This window comes from Curvibacter lanceolatus ATCC 14669 (genome assembly GCF_000381265.1).
Taxonomy (GTDB): Bacteria; Pseudomonadota; Gammaproteobacteria; order Burkholderiales; family Burkholderiaceae_C; genus Curvibacter; species Curvibacter lanceolatus.
Genome location: NZ_KB906278.1, coordinates 14,294 through 29,308 on the forward strand (window position 1 = coordinate 14,294; position 15,015 = coordinate 29,308).

At 59.8% G+C, this 15,015-nt stretch carries 15 protein-coding genes and 1 tRNA gene; all 16 read right to left on the bottom strand.

Features of this window, described 5'->3' with window-relative positions; all coding sequences use genetic code 11:
* Positions 1 to 8: 8 nt before the first annotated feature.
* The 16 genes from nuoN to secG all read right to left on the bottom strand — a co-directional run bounded on the left by nuoN (position 9) and on the right by secG (position 15,013).
* Positions 9 to 1,496: an NADH-quinone oxidoreductase subunit NuoN gene (gene nuoN, locus F624_RS0127265; RefSeq protein WP_019577563.1), complete on the bottom strand. Its 1,488-nt coding sequence runs from the start codon at positions 1,494 to 1,496 to the stop codon at positions 9 to 11.
* A 24-nt stretch (positions 1,497 to 1,520) separates the two neighbouring features.
* Entirely contained in the window at positions 1,521 to 2,996 is a 1,476-nt protein-coding gene (locus tag F624_RS0127270; RefSeq protein WP_027477191.1) for an NADH-quinone oxidoreductase subunit M, read from the bottom strand.
* A gap of 13 nt (positions 2,997 to 3,009) precedes the next feature.
* A complete protein-coding gene (gene nuoL, locus F624_RS0127275; RefSeq protein WP_031256463.1) occupies positions 3,010 to 5,031 on the bottom strand; it encodes an NADH-quinone oxidoreductase subunit L in 2,022 nt (673 codons plus the stop codon).
* A gap of 15 nt (positions 5,032 to 5,046) precedes the next feature.
* A complete protein-coding gene (nuoK, locus tag F624_RS0127280) occupies positions 5,047 to 5,355 on the bottom strand; it encodes an NADH-quinone oxidoreductase subunit NuoK (protein WP_019577566.1) in 309 nt (102 codons plus the stop codon).
* Positions 5,352 to 6,008: an NADH-quinone oxidoreductase subunit J gene (locus F624_RS0127285; protein WP_019577567.1), complete on the bottom strand. Its 657-nt coding sequence runs from the start codon at positions 6,006 to 6,008 to the stop codon at positions 5,352 to 5,354. The genes nuoK and F624_RS0127285 overlap by 4 nt, the downstream gene beginning before the upstream one ends.
* Positions 6,009 to 6,045: 37 nt before the next feature.
* The gene (nuoI, locus tag F624_RS0127290; RefSeq protein ID WP_027477194.1) at positions 6,046 to 6,555 is read right to left on the bottom strand and encodes an NADH-quinone oxidoreductase subunit NuoI; all 510 of its coding nucleotides are present in this window, start codon (positions 6,553 to 6,555) and stop codon (positions 6,046 to 6,048) included.
* A gap of 12 nt (positions 6,556 to 6,567) precedes the next feature.
* Positions 6,568 to 7,650: an NADH-quinone oxidoreductase subunit NuoH gene (nuoH, locus tag F624_RS0127295; protein WP_019577569.1), complete on the bottom strand. Its 1,083-nt coding sequence runs from the start codon at positions 7,648 to 7,650 to the stop codon at positions 6,568 to 6,570.
* Positions 7,647 to 9,776 (bottom strand): NADH-quinone oxidoreductase subunit NuoG, encoded by a 2,130-nt coding sequence (gene nuoG, locus F624_RS0127300; protein ID WP_019577570.1) that lies wholly within the window; start codon positions 9,774 to 9,776, stop codon positions 7,647 to 7,649. Before nuoG ends, nuoH begins: the two co-directional genes overlap by 4 nt.
* A 14-nt stretch (positions 9,777 to 9,790) precedes the next feature.
* Positions 9,791 to 11,146 carry an NADH-quinone oxidoreductase subunit NuoF gene (nuoF, locus tag F624_RS0127305; protein WP_019577571.1) on the bottom strand — a complete coding sequence of 452 codons (1,356 nt, stop codon included), beginning with the start codon at positions 11,144 to 11,146 and terminating at the stop codon, positions 9,791 to 9,793.
* Positions 11,146 to 11,634, bottom strand: a complete 489-nt coding sequence (gene nuoE, locus F624_RS0127310) for an NADH-quinone oxidoreductase subunit NuoE (RefSeq protein WP_019577572.1) — start codon at positions 11,632 to 11,634, stop codon at positions 11,146 to 11,148. Before nuoE ends, nuoF begins: the two co-directional genes overlap by 1 nt.
* Complete coding sequence (locus tag F624_RS0127315) at positions 11,631 to 12,884, bottom strand: NADH-quinone oxidoreductase subunit D (RefSeq protein WP_019577573.1); 1,254 nt, start codon at positions 12,882 to 12,884, stop codon at positions 11,631 to 11,633. The genes nuoE and F624_RS0127315 overlap by 4 nt, the downstream gene beginning before the upstream one ends.
* A gap of 25 nt (positions 12,885 to 12,909) precedes the next feature.
* Positions 12,910 to 13,518: an NADH-quinone oxidoreductase subunit C gene (locus F624_RS0127320; RefSeq protein WP_019577574.1), complete on the bottom strand. Its 609-nt coding sequence runs from the start codon at positions 13,516 to 13,518 to the stop codon at positions 12,910 to 12,912.
* A gap of 9 nt (positions 13,519 to 13,527) precedes the next feature.
* A complete protein-coding gene (locus tag F624_RS0127325; RefSeq protein WP_019577575.1) occupies positions 13,528 to 14,007 on the bottom strand; it encodes a NuoB/complex I 20 kDa subunit family protein in 480 nt (159 codons plus the stop codon).
* Between the two features lie 27 nt (positions 14,008 to 14,034).
* Positions 14,035 to 14,394, bottom strand: coding sequence for an NADH-quinone oxidoreductase subunit A (locus F624_RS0127330; protein ID WP_019577576.1), 360 nt, complete (start codon positions 14,392 to 14,394; stop codon positions 14,035 to 14,037).
* A gap of 56 nt (positions 14,395 to 14,450) precedes the next feature.
* A tRNA-Leu gene (locus F624_RS0127335) sits at positions 14,451 to 14,535 on the bottom strand.
* 115 nt (positions 14,536 to 14,650) lie between these two features.
* A complete protein-coding gene (secG, locus tag F624_RS0127340) occupies positions 14,651 to 15,013 on the bottom strand; it encodes a preprotein translocase subunit SecG (protein WP_019577577.1) in 363 nt (120 codons plus the stop codon).
* Positions 15,014 to 15,015 lie beyond the last annotated feature (2 nt).

A 15,015-nucleotide genomic window follows, 5' to 3' on the forward strand; every position in this document is an offset into this window, starting at 1 on the left:
TGGCCGACTCAGGAACCCAGCGTCAGCACGATGGCGCGGGCGCACAGGGTCATCAGGCCACCGGGCAACAGGCCCAGCAACAGAATCAGCGCTGCGTTGATCGACATCACGATCCGCACGTCAGCCGGTGCCGACACGGTGGTGGCCGTCAGAGGCTGGTCAAAGTACATGACCTTGACCACACGCAGGTAGTAGAAGGCACCGATCAAGGACATCAGCACAGCAAACACAGCCAGGGCGATGTAGCCATTTTCACCCGTGGTGACCAAGGCCTGGAGCACCGACAGCTTGGCGTAGAAGCCTGCCAACGGAGGAATACCAGCCATGGAGAACAGGCACACCGACATCACCGCGGCGTAGAAAGGGCTGCGCTGGTTGAGACCGGCCAGATCGGAGATCTCTTCGCTCTCAAAACCCTCACGGGCCAGCAGCAGGATCACACCGAAGGTGGCCAGGGTGGTCAGCACGTAGACGACCACGTAGAACATCGCCGAGCTGTAGGCATTGGCCGCCGGCAAAGTGGTGCCATTGACCACACCGGGGATCAAACCCAGCAGGACAAAACCCATCTGGGAAATCGTCGAGTAAGCCAGCATGCGCTTGAGGTTGGTCTGCACCACACCCACCAGGTTACCGATCAGCAACGAGCAGACCGACAACACCAGCAGCATCTGCTGCCAGTCGATGGCCAGCGGCAGCAGGCCTTCCACCAACAGACGGATCACGATGGCAAAAGCCGCGAACTTGGGCGCACCACCGATCATCAGGGTGACAGCGGTCGGCGCCCCCTGGTACACATCGGGAACCCACATGTGGAAAGGCACCACGCCCAACTTGAACGCCAGACCCGCCACCACAAAAACCAAGCCGAAGACCAGCACCTGATGATCCACCTGGCCCGAACCCACGGCCTTGAAGACCTGGCCCAGATCCAGCGAGCCGGTTGCACCGTACAGCATGGACAGGCCATACAGCAGGAAACCGCTGGCCAGCGCACCCAGCACAAAGTACTTCATGGCCGCCTCAGACGAAGTGGCATGGTCACGGCGCAGTGCCACCAGGGCATAGCTCGACAGGGTCAACAGTTCCAGGCCGAGATAGATCAACAGGAAGTTGTTGCCCGAGATCATCACGAACATGCCGAGCAAGGCGAACAGGCTCAGCGTGAACAACTCACCGCCGCGCAGCATGCCACGCTCGGAGGCGTAGGGGCGACCATAAACCAGGGTCACCAACACCGCCACGGAAGCAAAGCACTTGAGCCAGTTGCCCATCGGGTCGCTGACCACCATGCCGCTGAAGCCATAGAAGGTCTGACCACTGTCGGCATACAGGGCCTGCATGCCCGCCACCACCACCAGGGTGATCACGGTCAGCAAATAGGTGGCGGTGCGACGTGGGCTGCTCACGCCCAGGTCGAGAATGGCGATCACGCTGGCCATGGCCAGCAAAATGACCTCTGGGTAGATCGTGATCCAGCTGAGTTTGTCAATCATCTCGTTTCTCTCTGGTCAGGCTGGTCAGTTCAGCTTCGAGGCTGCGACGTGTTGCAGCAAGTCAGTGACCGACGCGTTCATCACATCGGTGAAAGGCTTGGGGTACAGACCCATTGCCAGAACAGCAATCGCCAGCAGGGTCATGATCAGGAACTCACGGGCGTTGATGTCCGTGAGTTCGCGCACGTGGTCATTGGTCACCGGGCCCAGATAGACGCGCTTGAACATCCACAGGGTGTAAGCCGCGCCGAAGATCAGGGCCGAGGCGGCCAGCAGACCCAACCAGAAGTTGGACTGCACCGCACCCAGGATCACCATCCACTCGCCCACAAAACCAGCGGTGCCCGGCAGGCCGCAGTTGGCCATCGAGAACAGCAAGGCGAAGGCGGCGAACTTGGGCATGGTGTTCACCACGCCACCGTAGCTGGCGATCTCACGCGAGTGGACACGGTCGTACAGCACACCGATGCTCAGGAACATGGCACCCGACACAAAACCGTGGGCAATCATCTGCACCAGACCACCGGCCACGCCGAGGTCGTTGAAGATGAAGAAGCCCAGGGTCACAAAGCCCATGTGCGCCACAGACGAATAAGCCACCAGCTTCTTCATGTCCTTCTGGACCATGGCCACCAGACCCACATAGATCACAGCCGTCAGCGACAGACCGATGATCAGCCAGGCCCACTCACGCGAGGCGTCGGGGGCGATGGGCATCGAGAAGCGCAGGAAACCATAGGCACCCAGCTTCAGCATGATGGCGGCCAGCACAGCAGAGCCGCCGGTGGGGGCTTCAACGTGCACGTCCGGCAGCCAGGTGTGCACCGGCCACATCGGCACCTTCACAGCGAACGCAGCGAAGAAGGCAAAGAACAGCAGGGTCTGGGCCGTCGAACCCAGCGGCAGCTTGTGCCAGGTCTGGATGTCAAAGCTGCCACCCGAAGCGGCGTACAGGTAGATCAGGGCCACCAGCGTCAGCAGCGAGCCGAGCAAGGTGTACAGGAAGAACTTGAACGCCGCGTAGATCTTGTTCGGACCACCCCAGATACCGATGATCAGGTACATCGGAATCAGCGTGGCTTCGAAGAACACGTAGAACAGCATGCCGTCCAGGGCAGAGAACACACCGATCATCAAACCGCTGAGGATCAGGAACGCGCCCATGTACTGGTTGACGCGCTCAGTGATCACTTCCCAGCCCGCGATCACGACGATCACGGTGATGAAAGCGGTCAAGGGCACGAACCAGAACGAGATCCCATCGAGACCCAGGTGGTAGTGGATGTTGAAACGCTCGATCCAGCTCACGTTTTCAACAAACTGCATGGCCGAGGTTCCGATCTCGAAGCCCGTGTACAGGGGCCAGGTGACCAGCAGACCGCAGACCGCGCCGATCAAGGCGATCCAACGGACCACCTTGGCGTGTTCATCCCGGCCCAGGGCCAGCAGCACGACACCAAAAACAATCGGTGTCCAGATTGCAAGACTCAACAATCCCATTTTTGTTTTTCTCCTACTTGTTGAGCCAGACGAAATACGTCATGAAGACAAACACACCCAGGATCATCACCAGCGCATAGTGATAGATGTAGCCGGATTGGATCCAGCGCACCAAGCCAGCGACCCAACCGACCAGCTTCCAGGAGCCATTGACCACCGCGCCGTCGATGATGGCTTGGTCACCGGCCTTCCACAGGCCCAGACCCAGACCACGAGCACCGCGGGCGATGATGTTTTCGTTGATCCAGTCGAGGTAGTACTTGTTCTCGAGCAGGTTGTAGATCGGCTTGCAGGCCGACTTGATCGCCGCGGGCAATGCCGGGTTGATCATGTACATGTAGTAGGACAGTGCCACACCCGCCAGAGCCAGCCAGAACGGGGCCGTGCTGACAGCATGCAGGGCCATGGCAGCCGAGCCGTGGAAGGCATGAGCCAGCTCTTCCATCACCTGGTGCTTTTCGCCATCCACAAAGATCACGTCCTTGAAGAAGTCGCCGAACAGCATGGGCTCGATGCCGATGTAACCGATGATCACGGAAGGGATGGCCAGCAGCACCAGCGGCAGGGTCACCACCCAAGGCGATTCATGCGGCTCATGGTGGTCGCCATGGTGGCCATGGTCGTCGTGTCCATGGTGAGCGTCTGGGTTCTGGTCAAAGCGCTCTTTGCCGTGGAACACCAGGAAGTAGAGACGGAACGAATAGAAAGCCGTGACGAACACACCGGCCAGCACCGCGAACGAGGCGAAACCGGCAGCCGGCAGATGGCTCTCATGCACCGCTTCGATGATGCTGTCCTTGGAGTAGAAGCCTGCGAAGAACGGCGTACCGATCAAAGCCAGCGAACCGATCAGCGAGGTGATCCAGGTGATGGGCATGTACTTGCGAACGCCACCCATCCAACGGATGTCCTGGTTGTGGTGCATGCCCATGATGACCGAGCCTGCGGCAAGGAACAGCAGCGCCTTGAAGAAGGCGTGCGTCATCAGGTGGAACACCGCCACGGAGTAGGCCGAAGCCCCCAGGGCCACAGTCATGTAACCGAGCTGCGACAGGGTCGAGTAGGCCACAACGCGCTTGATGTCGTTCTGGATGATGCCCAGGAAGCCCATGAACAGCGCCGTGATCGCACCGATCACCATGATGAAGTTCAAAGCCGTGTCGCTGAGCTCAAACAGCGGCGACATGCGAGCCACCATGAAGATACCAGCGGTCACCATGGTGGCCGCGTGGATCAGGGCAGAAATCGGGGTCGGGCCTTCCATCGAGTCCGGCAGCCAGACGTGCAGCGGGAACTGGGCGCTCTTGCCCATGGCCCCGATGAACAGGCAGATGCACGCCACGGTAATCAGCATCCAGTCGGTGCCCGGGAAGGTCAGCTTGGCGAGTTCGTCGGCCTTGGCAAAGGTCTCGGCGTAATTCAAGGTGCCACCATAGGCAGCCAGCAGGCCAATGCCCAGGATGAAGCCGAAGTCGCCCACCCGGTTGACCAGGAAAGCCTTCATGTTGGCGAAGATGGCCGTCGGCTTGTTGAACCAGAAGCCGATCAGCAGGTAGGACACCAGACCCACAGCCTCCCAGCCGAAGAACAGCTGCAGCATGTTGTTGCTCATCACGAGCATCAGCATGGAGAAGGTGAACAACGAGATGTAGGCAAAGAAGCGGTTGTAGCCTTCGTCTTCTTCCATGTAGCCGATGGTGTAGATGTGAACCATCAGCGACACGAAGGTCACGACGCACATCATCATGGCCGTCAGGCTGTCGATGAGGAAACCGACCTCCATCTTCAGGCCACCGACCACCATCCAGGTGTACAGGGTTTCGCTGAAACGGGCCCCTTCAAAAGCCACGCTCTTGAAGGTGAGGGCCGACAGCACGAAGGCGACGAACACGCCCAGGATGGTCAGCGAGTGGCTCAGGCGGCGACCAATCCAGTTGCCGCCGAACGCCGTGCCAAAAATCCCGGCCAGGATCGACCCGGCCAGCGGTGCCAGCGGCACCGCCAGCAGTGTGGATGCAGAAAGCGTTGCGCTCATTGTTGGATTCTCTGGTTAGCCTTTGAGCGTGTTGAGTTCATCGACATTGATGCTGTTCTTGTTACGGAACAGGAGCACCAGGATCGCCAGACCGATGGCGGACTCAGCGGCCGCGACGGTCAGGATGAAGAACACGAACACCTGACCGTGCACATCACCCAGGAAATGGGAGAAGGCGACGAAGTTCATGTTGACAGCCAGCAGCATCAGCTCGATGGCCATGAGCAGAACGATCAAGTTCTTGCGATTCAGAAAAATCCCGATCACCGACAGCGCAAACAGCACGGCACCGATCGAAAGAAAATGTCCCAGGGTCAGTGTCATTTGGCTTTCTCCGGTTCAGCGGCGGGGGTCGCTTCAGCCTTGCGGGTGGCGGCCACCTTCACCAGCTGCATGCGATCACGGGCCTTGACGCGCACCTGCTCGGAGGCATCGACAAACTTGCTGTCCTTGCGCTGGCGCAGGGTCAATGCAATGGCCGTGATCATGGCCACCAGCAGGATCACGGCGGCAATTTCAATCGGGTAGACATATTGCGTGTAGAGCAGCTTGCCGACTTCCTGGGCATTGGAGTACTGGATGCCCTTGGCAGCCGCTTCGGCCATGGCGGCCGTGGCGGGTTCTTCCGTCAGACGGAAACCACCCAGCAGCACACCCGCCATTTCCAGAGCCACCACGGCACCCATCAGGGCCGCCAGTGGGAAATGCTTCCAGAATCCCTTGCGCATGCTGTCGACATCGATATCGAGCATCATCACGACGAACAGGAACAGCACCATCACCGCACCCAGGTAGACAAGCACCAGGGCAATGGCCAGGAACTCGGCCTTGAGCAGCAGCCAGATGGCCGAGGCCTGCGAAAAGGCCAGCATGAGGTAGAGGACAGCGTGCACGGGGTTGCGCGCTGTGATCACTCGGAAGGCCGCAAAAAGCAGCACCACCGAGAAGAGATAGAAGAAACCAGTCTTGGCGTCCATGAATCAGATCTTTTCAGGGTTCAGGCGAGGAAGCTGATCAACGGTATTTCGCGTCTGCCGCCTTGGCAGCCGCAATATCGCTCTCGTAACGGTCGCCCACCGCCAACAGCATGTCTTTGGTGAAGTACAGGTCGCCCCGCTTTTCACCGTGGTACTCAAAAATATGGGTTTCCACGATCGAATCCACCGGGCAGCTTTCTTCGCAAAAACCGCAGAAGATGCATTTGGTCAGATCGATGTCGTAGCGCGTGGTGCGGCGCGAACCATCGGCACGCACATCGGATTCGATGGTGATGGCCATGGCCGGGCAAACCGCTTCGCAGAGCTTGCAGGCAATGCAGCGCTCTTCACCGTTGTCGTAACGGCGCAAGGCGTGCAGGCCACGGAAGCGCGGCGAAAGAGGCGTTTTTTCCTCGGGGAACTGAACCGTCACCTTGCGTTTGAAGGCGTAACGGCCCGTCATGGCCATGCCCTTGAACAACTCGAAAAGCATGAAGCTCTTCAAGAAGTCCGTGAGCGAAAAAGGGGAAGCTGCAGCGACTGTCATGTTCTTGCCCACTCAGTTCCAGATGTTCCAGGGGCTCTGCATCCAGAAACCCACCACGAGCAGCCACACCAGGGTGACCGGGATGAAGATCTTCCAGCCCAGACGCATGATCTGGTCATAGCGGAAGCGCGGGAAAGTGGCGCGGATCCAGATGAACATGGACACCACGATGAAGGTCTTGGCACCCAGCCAGATCCAGCCCGGCACGGCGTTGAAGATGGCATGGTCGATCGGCGACAGCCAACCGCCCAGGAACATCAGCACGGCCAGGATGGAGACCAGCCACATGCTGGCGTATTCGGCCAGGAAGAAGATGGCGAAGCCCATGCCCGAGTACTCGACCATGTGACCGGCCACGATTTCGGCTTCGCCTTCTACCACGTCAAACGGGTGGCGGTTGGTCTCTGCCACGCCCGAGATCAGGTAGACCATGAAAATGGGCAGCAAGGGCAGCCAGTTCCATGACAGGAAGTTGAGCCCCAGGCCGGCCGCAATGCCTTTGGCCTGCCCTGCCACGATGACCGACAGATTCATGCTGCCGCTCACCATCAGAACCACCAGGAAGCAGAAGCCCATGGCAATTTCATAGCTCACCATCTGAGCCGAGGCGCGCAGAGCACCCAGGAAGGCGTACTTCGAGTTCGAGGCCCAGCCAGCGATGATGACGCCATAGACTTCGATCGAGGTGATCGCCATCACCAGCAGCAAGCCGGCGTTCAGGTTGGTCAGGGCCACTTCGGGGCCGAAGGGGATGGCCACCCAAGCGGCCAGAGCCGGCATGATGGCCATGATCGGCCCCAGACGGAACAGGCCATTGCTGGCAGCGTCAGGGCGGATCAATTCCTTGGTCAGCAGCTTGAGCGCGTCGGCAATCGGCTGCAGCAGACCGGCCGGGCCCACACGGTTGGGGCCATAGCGGACCTGGATGAAACCCAGCAGCTTGCGCTCCCACAGCGTGAGGTAGGCCACGGCGCCCATCAGGGGGGCCAGCACCGCCACGATCTTGAGCAGAATCCAGATCACAGGCCAGGCGGCCGCAGTCCACCAGCTGGCGGGCAGCAAACCCAGTCCGGCGTTGTACAGCGCGTCGATCATGCGGTCACCTCGTTCGTGGTCGACCGTGCATCGGCCGTCAATTGCAGAGACGGCGAGCGGCGCACCAAACCGTCAAGCTGGTAGATGGAAGCCGTCACCGGAGCCGATTCGCCGGCCACCGAGGCGCGGATGGCAGCACCCGTGTCGTTGCTCAGCTGAGCGCTGGCCACCTGCTGGCTGCCAGCCGGAACCAGAGCGGCACGTGCCAGAACATCTTGCGAAGACTCATCGGCAAAACCATTCAGACCCAGCATATTGCCCAGCACGCGCAGCACCTTCCAGGCCGGACGGGTTTCGCCCAGCGGCTTGACCACGGCGTGGAAACTTTGCAGACGCCCTTCGGCATTGACAAAGCTGCCCGAGGTTTCGGTGAACGGAGCAATCGGCAACAGCACGTCGCTGATGTCGAGATTGGTCTTGAAGGGACTCAGCGTCACCACCATCTCGGCCTTGTTCAGACCCGAAACAGCGGCTTGACCGGCGGCCAGATCGGCACCCGGCTCGACGTTCAGCAGCAGAGCAGCCTTCAGGGCACCTTGCGCCATCTGAGCTGCATTGAAGCCGGCAGCCAAGGGTTGGGCCTTGACGAGTTGAGCACCCACGGTGTTGGCAGCCTCGGTGAGGTAACCGACCGAGGCGCCGGTCTCGCGGGCAATCCAGTTGGCCAGGGCCAGCAGGCTGGAGGCATTGGCATGGTGCGCTGCGGCGTTGCCCAGCAGCACGGCCTTGCGATCACCACCCAGCAGCGACTTGGCCACCGCAACAGCAGTCGGGGTCACCTCAACCGCCCAGGGAGCCACCAAGCCTTTTTCAGCTGCCACGGCAGCCGCAATGCTCGCCAGCACGTTCAGCCACTCAGACGCCGGAGCCACCTGGAACTGGGCCACAGGCAGCGCCCAATCGGCTTCAACCGAGTACAGCGCATGAACCTTGGCACCCCTGCGGGCCGCTTGGCGGATGCGTTGGGCAAACAGCGGGTGATCCTTGCGCAGGTTCGAACCCACCACCAGAACACGTTGCAACTCGGACAGCGAGGCAATCGAAGTGCCCAGCCAGCGGGCGCCTTCGGAAGCGGTGAATTCTGCGTTGCGCAGGCGGTAGTCGATGTTGTCACTGCCCAGGCCGCGCACGAGCTGAGCGGCCAGGAAGAGTTCTTCCACTGTGTTGTGCGGGCTGACCAGGGCGCCAATGCTGGCAGCACCGTGGTTGGCACCGATCTGCTTCAGACCATTGGCAACATACTCCAGAGCGGTCTGCCAATCCACGGTCTTCCACTCGCCACCCTGCTTCAGCATGGGCTGGGTCAGACGATCCGGGCCATTGAGCGATTCGTAGGAGAAGCGGTCGCGGTCAGCAATCCAGCATTCGTTGACGGCATCGTTCTCCAGAGGAACAACGCGCAACACCTGGTGGTTCTTGACCTGCACGATCAAGTTGGCACCGGTGGAATCATGCGGGCTCACGCTCTTGCGACGCGACAGTTCCCAGGTACGGGCGCTGTAACGGAAGGGCTTGCTGGTCAAGGCACCCACCGGGCAGATGTCGATCATGTTGCCGGACAGCTCGGAATCCACCGTGTCGCCTGCAATGGTGGTGATCTCGGAGTGCTCACCGCGGTTGATCATGCCCAGTTCCATCACGCCGGCCACTTCCTGGCCGAAGCGCACGCAACGGGTGCAGTGGATGCAACGGCTCATCTCTTCCATCGAGATCAGCGGACCGACATCCTTGTGGAAGACCACGCGCTTTTCTTCCTCGTAACGGGAAGAGGAGCCACCGTAGCCCACGGCCAGATCCTGCAGCTGGCATTCGCCGCCCTGATCGCAGATCGGGCAGTCCAGCGGGTGGTTGATCAGCAGGAACTCCATCACCGATTGCTGGGCCTTGATGGCCTTGTCGCTCTTGGTGCGGACGATCATGCCCTGCGTCACCGGGGTGGCGCAGGCCGGCATCGGCTTGGGGGCTTTTTCAACATCCACCAGGCACATGCGGCAGTTGGCCGCAATGCTCAGCTTCTTGTGGTAGCAAAAGTGCGGAATGTAGGTGCCGGCCTTTTCAGCAGCATGCATGACCATGCTGCCTTCATTGACCTCTACCTTTTGACCGTCGAGTTCGATTTCAACCATATGTTCTCTCGCGATCAAGCGTGCGCAGTCTTTTGCGACTTGGCTTGCTCAATCAATGCCTGGAATTCGGGCTTGAAGTGCTTCAGCATGGCCCGCACGGGCATGGCGGCGGCGTCACCCAAGGCGCAGATGGTGCGGCCCTGGATGTTGTCGGCCACCGAGTTCAGCAATTCGAGATCGCCATCGCGACCCTGGCCGTGCCAGATGCGGTCGATCACGCGCCACATCCAACCTGTACCTTCGCGGCAAGGTGTGCACTGGCCACAGGATTCATGCGAATAGAAGTAGGACAGTCGCAGCAGGCTCTCGACCATGTTGCGCGAGTCGTCCATCACGATCACAGCACCAGAACCCAGCATCGAGCCGGCCTTGGCGATCGAGTCGTAATCCATGGTGCATTCCATGATGACGGACGCAGGCAACACCGGCGAAGAGGAGCCCCCAGGGATCACGGCCTTCAGCTGACGGCCTTTGCGCACACCACCGGCCAGTTCCAGCAACTTGGCGAACGGCGTTCCCATCGGAATCTCGTAGTTGCCCGGGCGCTCAACGTCACCGCTGACCGAGAAGATCTTGGTACCACCGTTGTTGGGCTTGCCACATTCCAGATAGGCCGCACCACCATTGCGGATGATCCAGGGGACCGCAGCAAAGGTTTCGGTGTTGTTGATCGTGGTGGGCTTGCCGTACAGACCGAAGCTGGCCGGGAACGGCGGCTTGAAACGGGGCTGGCCCTTCTTGCCTTCGAGGGACTCGAGCAAGGCGGTTTCTTCACCGCAGATGTAGGCGCCAAAGCCATGGGCGGCATGCAGCTGAAAGCTGAAGGCGCTGCCCATGATGTTGTTGCCCAGGTAACCTGCGGCGCGGGCTTCTTCGAGGGCTTCCTCGAAACGGTCGTAGGTCTGGAAGATTTCGCCGTGAATGTAGTTGTAACCCACCGAGATGCCCATGGCATAGGCGGCAATGATCATGCCTTCAATCACGATGTGCGGATTGAATTGCAGGATGTCACGGTCTTTGCAAGTACCCGGCTCACCTTCGTCCGAATTGCAGACGAGGTACTTCTGGCCCGGGAACTGACGCGGCATGAAGCTCCACTTCAGGCCGGTCGGGAAACCGGCACCGCCGCGACCGCGCAGGCCGGATTCCTTGACCGTGGCGATCACCTGGTCCTGGGTCAGGCCTTCGCCGCCGTCTTGCGCCAGGATCTTGCGCAGAGCCTGGTAGCCACCACGGGCTTCGTAGTCCTTGATGCTCCAGTTGCTGCCGTTCAGGCCGGCATAGATCTGCGGGCCAATGTGGCGGTCGTGGAAGCAAGTCTCGACACCGGTCGACTGGAACTGGGAAAGAATGCTTTGAGCGGAGGCCATCACTTCACCTCGGCAGCGCGCAGGCCGTCCACCAGTTGATCGAGCTTGTCGTTGCTCATGAAACTGCACATGGTGCGGTCATTCACCAGCATCACCGGCGAATCAGCGCAAGCGCCCAGGCATTCGCATTGCTGAAGCGTGAACAGGCCGTCCGGGGTGGTTTCACCCATGGCGATGCCCAGCTTCTTCTCCAGGTGGTGCAGCGCCTTGTAACCGTCGCGCAACTGGCACGGCAGGTTGGTACAGACGTTGAGCTTGTACTTGCCCACCGGCTGCTGGTTGTACATGTTGTAGAAGGTGGTGACTTCGTGCACCGCGATCACGGGCATCTCCAACACCTCAGCGATGACTTTCTCGCTGTCTTCACTCACGTAGCCCTGCTCTTGCTGAACGATAGACAGGCAGGCCATGACGGCCGACTGCTTTTGATCAGCGGGATACTTGGCAACTTCACGGGCAAAACGAGCCCTGGTCGAATCAGAGATCATCGATCAATCTCTCCAAACACAATGTCCATGGTGCCAATGATGGCCACCGCATCCGCCAGCATGTGGCCGCGGGCCATTTCGTCCAGGGTTGCCAGATGGGCAAATCCCGGGGCGCGGATCTTGAGACGATAGGGCTTGTTGGCGCCATCGCTCACGAGATAAATACCGAACTCACCCTTGGGGTGTTCCACGGCAGCATAGGCCTCGCCTTCGGGCACATGGAAGCCTTCGGTGAAGAGCTTGAAGTGGTGGATCAGCTCTTCCATGCTCGACTTCATGGCTTCACGGGCCGGTGGAGCCACCTTGTGGTTGTCCGTGATCACCGGGCCCGGGTTGGCACGCAGCCAGTCCACGCATTGCTTGATGATCTTGTTGGACTCGCGCATTTCAGCGACACGCACAAGATAGCGGTCGTAGCTGTCGCCGGTCTTACCCACCGGGATGTCAAAGTCGACGCGGTCATAGACGTCGTAGGGCTGCGTCTTGCGCAGATCCCAGGCAAAGCCGGAGCCACGCAGCATCGGGCCGGTCATGCCGAGGTTCAGAGCACGCTCGGGCTCGACCACGCCGATGCCCACGGTGCGCTGTTTCCAGATGCGGTTTTCGGTCAGCAGGTTTTCATACTCATCCACGCACTTCGGGAAGCGACGCGTGAAGTCTTCGATGAAATCGAGCATCGAACCCTGACGGTTCTGATTGAGCTCGGCCAAGGCCTTGGCGTTCTTGATCTTGCTGACCTTGTACTGCGGCATGGTGTCCGGCAGGTCGCGGTAGACGCCACCTGGACGGAAATATGCCGCATGCATGCGTGCGCCCGACACAGCTTCGTACATGTCGAACAGATCTTCACGCTCACGGAAGGTGTAGATCAGGATGGTCGAGCTGCCGATGTCGTTGCCGTGCGAGCCCAGCCACATCAGGTGGTTCAGCAGGCGGGTGATCTCGGAGAACATCACACGGATGTACTGTGCACGAACCGGCACTTCCAGACCCAGCAGCTTTTCAATGGCCAGGCAGTAAGCGTGCTCGTTGCTCATCATCGACACATAATCCAGTCGATCCATGTAGGGCAGCGACTGGATGAAGGTCTTGTGTTCGGCCAGCTTTTCAGTGGCACGGTGCAGCAGACCGATGTGGGGATCAGCGCGTTGAACGACTTCGCCGTCCAACTCCAGCACCAGACGCAAAACGCCGTGGGCTGCCGGGTGTTGAGGCCCGAAGTTCAGAGTGTAATTTTTGATTTCAGCCATGATGCATCACACAAGGCAGAGCGCCTCAGTGCAGGCCTCCATACTTGTCTTCACGAATGATGCGGGGCGTGATTTCCCGCGGCTCGATGGTGACGGGCTCGTACACCACACGGCGGCGTTCTGCGTCGTAACGCATCTCGACATGACCCGAAATCGGAAAATCCTTGCGGAAGGGGTGACCGATGAAGCCATAGTCCGTCAGGATGCGGCGCAGGTCGTTATGACCTTCGAAAACGATGCCGTACAGGTCGAATGCTTCGCGCTCGTACCAGTTGGCAGAGTTCCAGATGTCGGCCACCGAGACCACCTGAGGAGCATCGTCGTCGGGGCAGAAGACCCGCACGCGCACGCGCTGGTTCAGACTGACCGACAGCAGGTGGCTGACGACGCCGTAACGCAGGCCGTCCCAGGTGCCATCACCATAGGTGGAGTAGTCCACACCGCACAGGTCGACCAATTGTTCAAAGCGGCAAGTGGGCGCATCACGCAGAATCTGCATGGCCGCCAGATAGTCGGCAGCTGCCACCTCGATGGTGACCTCATCCAACGCCACAACCGCCGTTTTGATCTTGTCACCCAAGGCGGCAACAATCGCGTCCTTCAGGGCTTCTGCCTGGATTGCAATCTGTGTCATGGTGCTATCTCAAACCCGGGCGATCGTGTTGGTACGGCGGATTTTCTGCTGCAGCTGCATGATCCCGTAGATCAAGGCCTCAGCCGTCGGTGGGCAGCCGGGCACATAGACGTCCACCGGAACAATGCGGTCGCAGCCACGCACCACGGAGTAGCTGTAGTGGTAGTAGCCACCACCGTTGGCACAGGAACCCATGGAGAGCACCCAGCGCGGCTCGCTCATCTGGTCATACACCTTGCGCAGAGCCGGAGCCATCTTGTTGCAAAGCGTACCGGCCACGATCATCAAATCGCTTTGACGCGGACTGGCGCGGAACACCTCAGCACCAAAACGGCCGATGTCGTAACGCGCAGCCGCTGCGTGCATCATTTCGACCGCGCAGCAAGCCAACCCGAAGGTCATGGGCCACAGCGACCCCGTCTTTGCCCAGTTCACCACCGCGTCGTAGCTGGTGGTGACAAAGCCCTCTTTCATGACACCTTCAATCATTGCATGCGTCCTTGTTGATGCTTTCGCTCATTCCCAATCCAGCGCGCCTTTTTTCCACGCGTAGATGAAGCCCACGAGCAGATCGATGAGGAACACCACCCCGGTCCAGAAGCCACCCGAACCGGTGTCGGTCAAAGACACAGCCCAAGGGACGAGGAAGGCAATTTCGAGGTCGAAGAGAATGAAGAGGATGGCCACGAGGTAGTAGCGCACGTCAAACTTCATGCGCGCGTCTTCAAACGCTTCGAAACCACACTCGTAAGGGGAATTTTTGGCCGGATCAGGCCGATTCGGGCCAAGCAGGTAGCCCAGCGCTTGAGGGATGACCCCAACGCCTAGACCAACCAGAATGAACAAGAGAACGGGGAGGTATTGATCGAGGTTCATCTGGAGGATTTCATCACCGCAATCCTTCCTGTGAATTACAGGAAGGATTTTTATTTTGGTGCCGTCGGCGAGACTCGAACTCGCACAGCTTTCGCCACTACCCCCTCAAGATAGCGTGTCTACCAATTTCACCACGACGGCGGGATGTTGCTGCTCGGATGGCATGAGGACCTTGCGGTTTTGGCTTTCCGAACAGAAGTCAATTCTACCCGGAAAAACCCACCCCTCTGGGGTTGCCGGGCAGAAAATCAAGAGCTCATTTGGTCGGAATTGCGGCCGCACCCTTGGCCGGTTCAGCAGGCGCCACAGGCACAGCCGCAGGGGCGGCCGGCGTCACGATAGCAGCACCTTCCAGCACGCTGCCCGAGCTGGCTGCCGGACGCAGGTTGCCGAAATAGGCCAGTGCCAACGTGCAGACAAAGAAGACCGCTGCCAGCACAGCTGTGGTGCGCGACAGGAAGTTGGCACTGCCACTGGCACCAAACAGGCTGCCCGAGCCGCCGCTGCCAAACGCTGCACCCATGTCAGCGCCCTTGCCGTGCTGAATCAGGATCAGACCGATCATGCCCAGGGCCGTCAGCATCTGTACCGCCAGGATGATGGTGGTGATGATGTTCATAA

Coding starts and splice junctions, on each gene's coding strand:
- nuoN (WP_019577563.1), bottom strand. CDS start 1,496: ATGATTGACAAACTCAGCTGGATCACGATCTACCCAGAGGTCATTTTG.
- F624_RS0127270 (WP_027477191.1), bottom strand. CDS start 2,996: ATGGGATTGTTGAGTCTTGCAATCTGGACACCGATTGTTTTTGGTGTC.
- nuoL (WP_031256463.1), bottom strand. CDS start 5,031: ATGAGCGCAACGCTTTCTGCATCCACACTGCTGGCGGTGCCGCTGGCA.
- nuoK (WP_019577566.1), bottom strand. CDS start 5,355: ATGACACTGACCCTGGGACATTTTCTTTCGATCGGTGCCGTGCTGTTT.
- F624_RS0127285 (WP_019577567.1), bottom strand. CDS start 6,008: ATGGACGCCAAGACTGGTTTCTTCTATCTCTTCTCGGTGGTGCTGCTT.
- nuoI (WP_027477194.1), bottom strand. CDS start 6,555: ATGACAGTCGCTGCAGCTTCCCCTTTTTCGCTCACGGACTTCTTGAAG.
- nuoH (WP_019577569.1), bottom strand. CDS start 7,650: ATGATCGACGCGCTGTACAACGCCGGACTGGGTTTGCTGCCCGCCAGC.
- nuoG (WP_019577570.1), bottom strand. CDS start 9,776: ATGGTTGAAATCGAACTCGACGGTCAAAAGGTAGAGGTCAATGAAGGC.
- nuoF (WP_019577571.1), bottom strand. CDS start 11,146: ATGGCCTCCGCTCAAAGCATTCTTTCCCAGTTCCAGTCGACCGGTGTC.
- nuoE (WP_019577572.1), bottom strand. CDS start 11,634: ATGATCTCTGATTCGACCAGGGCTCGTTTTGCCCGTGAAGTTGCCAAG.
- F624_RS0127315 (WP_019577573.1), bottom strand. CDS start 12,884: ATGGCTGAAATCAAAAATTACACTCTGAACTTCGGGCCTCAACACCCG.
- F624_RS0127320 (WP_019577574.1), bottom strand. CDS start 13,518: ATGACACAGATTGCAATCCAGGCAGAAGCCCTGAAGGACGCGATTGTT.
- F624_RS0127325 (WP_019577575.1), bottom strand. CDS start 14,007: ATGATTGAAGGTGTCATGAAAGAGGGCTTTGTCACCACCAGCTACGAC.
- F624_RS0127330 (WP_019577576.1), bottom strand. CDS start 14,394: ATGAACCTCGATCAATACCTCCCCGTTCTCTTGTTCATTCTGGTTGGT.
- secG (WP_019577577.1), bottom strand. CDS start 15,013: ATGAACATCATCACCACCATCATCCTGGCGGTACAGATGCTGACGGCC.